The organism is Micrococcus sp. HSID17227 (genome assembly GCF_003989405.1).
Lineage (GTDB): Bacteria > Actinomycetota > Actinomycetes > Actinomycetales > Micrococcaceae > Micrococcus > Micrococcus luteus.
In genome coordinates, this window is the sequence record NZ_RBLN01000186.1 from 1 (window position 1) to 4,507 (window position 4,507).

At 74.2% G+C, this 4,507-nt stretch carries 6 protein-coding genes; 5 read left to right on the plus strand and 1 reads right to left on the minus strand.

Features of this window, described 5'->3' with window-relative positions:
• Window positions 1-366 precede the first annotated feature (366 nt).
• Window positions 367-1,620: an aminotransferase class I/II-fold pyridoxal phosphate-dependent enzyme gene (locus D8M29_RS09020; protein WP_127445916.1), complete on the minus strand. Its 1,254-nt coding sequence runs from the start codon at window positions 1,618-1,620 to the stop codon at window positions 367-369.
• Window positions 1,621-1,752: 132 nt separating this feature from the next.
• Here D8M29_RS09020 and coaD point away from each other — a divergent pair, with 132 nt between their 5' ends.
• The 5 genes from coaD to D8M29_RS09045 form a co-directional block, all read left to right on the plus strand.
• Window positions 1,753-2,226 carry a pantetheine-phosphate adenylyltransferase gene (coaD, locus tag D8M29_RS09025; RefSeq protein ID WP_036338106.1) on the plus strand — a complete coding sequence of 158 codons (474 nt, stop codon included), beginning with the start codon at window positions 1,753-1,755 and terminating at the stop codon, window positions 2,224-2,226.
• Between the two features lie 68 nt (window positions 2,227-2,294).
• Window positions 2,295-3,209, plus strand: a complete 915-nt coding sequence (gene galU / locus D8M29_RS09030) for a UTP--glucose-1-phosphate uridylyltransferase GalU (RefSeq protein WP_127435483.1) — start codon at window positions 2,295-2,297, stop codon at window positions 3,207-3,209.
• Between the two features lie 174 nt (window positions 3,210-3,383).
• Complete coding sequence (locus D8M29_RS09035; RefSeq protein WP_002856392.1) at window positions 3,384-3,956, plus strand: DUF177 domain-containing protein; 573 nt, start codon at window positions 3,384-3,386, stop codon at window positions 3,954-3,956.
• A 2-nt stretch (window positions 3,957-3,958) separates the two neighbouring features.
• On the plus strand, window positions 3,959-4,162 hold the full coding sequence (gene rpmF, locus D8M29_RS09040) for a 50S ribosomal protein L32 (RefSeq protein WP_002856390.1): 204 nt from the start codon (window positions 3,959-3,961) through the stop codon (window positions 4,160-4,162).
• 73 nt (window positions 4,163-4,235) lie between these two features.
• Window positions 4,236-4,507 (plus strand): ribonuclease III family protein (locus D8M29_RS09045; RefSeq protein WP_305034222.1); only part of this gene is annotated, 272 nt, incomplete at its 3' end.

The following is a 4,507-nucleotide window of genomic DNA, read 5'->3' on the forward strand; positions in this document are numbered from 1 at the left end:
CCGGGCGGGCTGCTCGTGCTCGAGCGGGCCGCCCGGGACGCGGCGCCGCGCCGGCCGCGCGGCCTCGAGGAGGTCGAGGTGCGCGTCTACGGCGAGACCGCCCTGTACCTCTGGCAGGACGAGCGCTGACCCCGCCCACCCGCTTTCGTTCGGGAAACGGCGGCGTGTCGGCCTGCTTTCGTTCGGGAAACGGCGGCGTCTCGGCCCGTTCTCACCGGGGAGACGGGAGGGCGGAACGGACTGGGCTCAGCACGGAACCGCGAGCACGGCGGCCGCCGTTTCCCGAACGAAAATGCTCCGGGGGCCGCCGTTTCCCGAACGAAAGTGCTCCGGGGGCCGCCGTTTCGTCAACGAAAGCGTCGGGGGTCAGGCCGCGCGCAGCCGCGGGGCCGCCTCGGCCAGGCGGCGCATCGCCTCGTCGATCGCATCCGGGGACTTGCAGAACGCCAGCCGCAGCCACGACCGCAGGTGGCCTCCGTCCGGGCGGCAGAGCGCGCCCACGGGGATGCCCGTGACGCCGGCCTCACGCGTCCACCGCACCGCGGCCTCGGCCGCGTCCGTCACACCCCACGGGGCCAGGTCCACGACGACGAAGTAGCCCGCCGCCGGGACGACCGGGTCCAGGCCCGCCTCCCGCAGGCCCGCCACGAGCCGATCCCGGGCGTCGCGGTACCGCTCGCGCTGGCCGGCGAGGTGCCGTTCGGCGTCGTCGGTGGGCAGATAGGCACCCAGCGCGCGCTGGAAGGCGGGGCCGGAGGAGTAGGTGAGGAACTGCTTGACGGCGCGCGCGGCCCCGACGAGCTCGGCCGGGCCGGTCAGCCAGCCGACCTTCCAGCCGGTGACCGCGAACGCCTTGCCCGCGCTGGAGACCGTCAGGGCGATGTCCTCGGCGCCCGCGACCGAGCGCAGGCCGACATGCTCGCCCTCGTAGACGAGGTGGTCGTAGACCTCGTCCGCGAGGATCAGCACGCCCCGGGACCGGCACAGGGCCACGAGCTCCTCGAGCAGCTCCCGCGGATAGACCGCGCCCGTGGGGTTGTGCGGCGTGTTCACGATGAGCAGGCGCGTGCGGTCGGTCATCGCCGCGGCCACCCGTGCCGGGTCCGGCAGGAAGTCCGGCGCCTCCACCGGCACGCTCACGTGCCGGCCGCCGGCCAGGGCGATCGTGGCGGCGTGCGAGTCGTAGAACGGCTCGACCGTGACGACCTCGTCGCCCGGGCGCACGAACGCCAGGACCGTCGCGGCGATGCCCTCGGTGGCACCCGTGGTGATCATGACCTGCGTGGCGGGGTCCTCCGTCACGCCCCAGTGGCGCCGGCGGTGCTCTGCAACGGCCCGCCGCAGCGCGGGGTCGCCCGTGCCGGGGGCGTACTGGTTGGGGCCCGCCAGCACGGCGTCGGCCGCCAGCCGCAGCAGCGCGTCGGGGCCGTCGGCGTCGGGGAAGCCCTGGCCGAGGTTCACGGCCCCGTGCTCGACGGCGAGGCCCGTCATCGTCTCGAACACGGTGGGCACGGGGCCGGCGTCACCGAGCAGGCCCGCGGCCGCCGCCGTGCGACGCCACGGCGCGTCCACGTCGACGTCGTGCCGTGCTGCTCCGGGGGTGGGCTGGGTTCCGTCCATGGCCGCACTGTACCCATCGCCGCGGACCGCACACGGCGGCGCATGCCGCGTCCGTCACCACCGCGACGCGCCGGAGCCGGACCGGACGGGCGTCCGTCGCCGCTCGGCGCGGCCCCCGCTAGGCTGGCACCCATGCGTCGTGCCGTCTGCCCTGGTTCGTTCGATCCCCTCCACAAGGGGCACGTCGAGGTGATCGCGCGAGCCGCGAACCTCTTCGAGGAGGTGGTGGTCGCCGTGTCCTCCAACCCCGCCAAGACGTACCGCTTCAGCGTGGACGAGCGCATCGCCATGATCGAGGCGACGGTGTCCTCCCTCGCCGGTGTCGCGGTCCGGCCCATGGGCCCGGGCCTGTTGGCCGAGTTCTGCCGGCAGATCGGCGCGGACGCGATCGTCAAGGGGCTGCGCGGCGGCGCCGACCTCGAGTTCGAGGCCCCGATGGCCGCGATGAACCGCCATCTCACCGGGGTCGAGACGGTCTACCTCCCGGCCGACGCCCGGTACACCCACGTGTCCTCCTCGCTCATCAAGGAGGTCCACGGACTCGGCGGCGACGTCGCCGAGTTCGTCCCGGCCGCGGTCCTGCGCGGCCTCGACGGCGGGGCCTGACCCCGCCCGGCCCACCCGCGGGCCACCCTTCCGCTCGTCCCACCGCATCAACCGCAGGAGAACCGCCGATGACCGTCCCGCCCCCCTCCCGCCCCCGCACCCGCAAGGCCGTCATCCCGGCCGCCGGCCTGGGCACCCGCTTCCTGCCGGCCACCAAGGCCATGCCGAAGGAGATGCTGCCGGTGGTGGACCGGCCGGCCATCGAGTACGTGGTGACGGAGGCCCGGCGTGCGGGCCTCGCCGACGTGCTGATGATCACGGGCCGGAACAAGCGGGCCCTCGAGGACCACTTCGACCGCCATCCCGCGCTGGAGGCCGCGCTGGAGCGCAAGGGCGACGCCACGCGGCTCGCGCAGATCCACGAGTCGGACCTGGTGGGGGACATCCACTACGTCCGCCAGGGCGAGGCTCTCGGGCTCGGCCACGCGGTGAACTGCGCTCGCCGCCACGTCGGCGAGGAGCCGTTCGCGGTCCTGCTGGGCGATGACATCATCGGCGACGGCGAGGCGCTGCTCGAGCGCATGATCGACGTGCAGCAGCGCCTCGGCGGCTCCGTGATCGCCCTCATGGAGGTCCCGGAGGAGGCCGTCTCGGCCTACGGCGTGGCCGCGGTGCAGGCCGTGCCGGGGGAGGGCGACGACGTCGTCCGCGTCACCGACCTCGTGGAGAAGCCGGCCCGCGAGGACGCCCCCTCCACCCTCGCGATCATCGGCCGCTACGTGCTGGCCCCGCAGGTGTTCGACGTGCTGGACGAGACCCCGCCCGGCCGCGGCGGGGAGATCCAGCTCACCGATGCGCTGCAGAGGCTGGCCACGGAGGACGGCGAGGGCCGCGGCGTGCACGCCGTCGTCTTCGACGGCCGCCGCTACGACACGGGGGACAAGCTCGGCTACCTGCAGGCGGTCATCGAGTTCGGGACGCGGCACGAGGACCTCGGGGCCGACCTGCGCGCCTGGCTCCAGGAGTTCACCGCCGGGCTCTGAGCCGGGCCGGCGACGCGCGGGCCGCCGCCGGCTTTGGCCGAGGCGGACCCACCCGGTAGGATGGGCTGTCGGTCCGTCGTGGCTGGACCCGTGTCCAGGCCGCATCGCACCCCCGCAGAGGGCGTGCGGACGGGCCGTGTACCCCCGCCGTCCCACCCGCCGAGAGGAGCGACCATGGACAGCATCCAGCACCACGGCGCCGACTCGCCGTGGGTGATCCCCGTGCGCGATCTGACGCGCGGGGCCGGAGTCCAGCGCGAGCTGACGGCCGAGTGGCCCGCCCCTGCGGGCGTCTCCACGCCGCTGCTGGGGATCCCCGAGGGGGACCCCGTCGAACTGGACCTGCGTCTGGAGTCGGTGCATGAGGGCGTCCTCGTCACCGGCACCGCGGACGCGACCCTGAAGGGCGAGTGCGGCCGTTGCCTGCGCCCGCTGCACGAGGGGATCACCGTGGACCTGCAGGAGCTGTACCTCACCGGCACGTCCGAGGACGACGCCGGCGAGCAGCCGCTCGTGGTGCGCGAGACCGTGGACCTGGAACCCGTGTTCCGGGACGCCGTGGTCATCGCCCTCCCGTTCCAGCCGCTGTGCCGGCCGGACTGTGAGGGCCTGTGCGCCGACTGCGGCATCCGCCTCGAGGACGCGCCCGAGGGGCACGCCCACGAGCGCGTGGACCCGCGCTGGGCCGCCCTGGCCCACCTCGCGGGCACCTCAGAGACCTCCATCACCGAGACAGAAGAGAGATAGTCGTGGCAGTCCCGAAGCGGAAGATGTCCCGTGCCAACACCCGTGCCCGCCGGTCGCAGTGGAAGGCCACCGCGCCCGCCCTGGTGAAGTCCGTCGAGAACGGTCGCGTCTCGTACCGCCTGCCCCACCAGGCCGAGCTGAAGACCGACGCCGCCGGCACCCCCCTGTTCTTCGAGTACAAGGGCCGCAAGGTCGCCGACGCCTGAGATGGCGTCCCCATCGGCTCGCCGCGGGCCTGAGCCCGCGCCCGAGCCAGAAGAGCTGTTCGAGCGTCTCGGCGTGCACATCACCGCCGGGACGCTCGAACGCGCTCTGACGCACCGCTCGTTCGCCTACGAGCAGGGCGGGCTGCCCACCAACGAGCGCCTCGAGTTCCTCGGGGACTCGGTGCTGGGCTACGTGGTCACCGACCACATCTTCACGGTGTACCCGGACCTGGCCGAGGGCGACCTCGCGCGCCGCCGGGCCGCCGTCGTGTCCACGCGTGCCCTGGCGAAGGTGGCGCGCCGGATCGGCATCGGCCCGTTCGTGCGCCTGGGCACGGGGGAGCG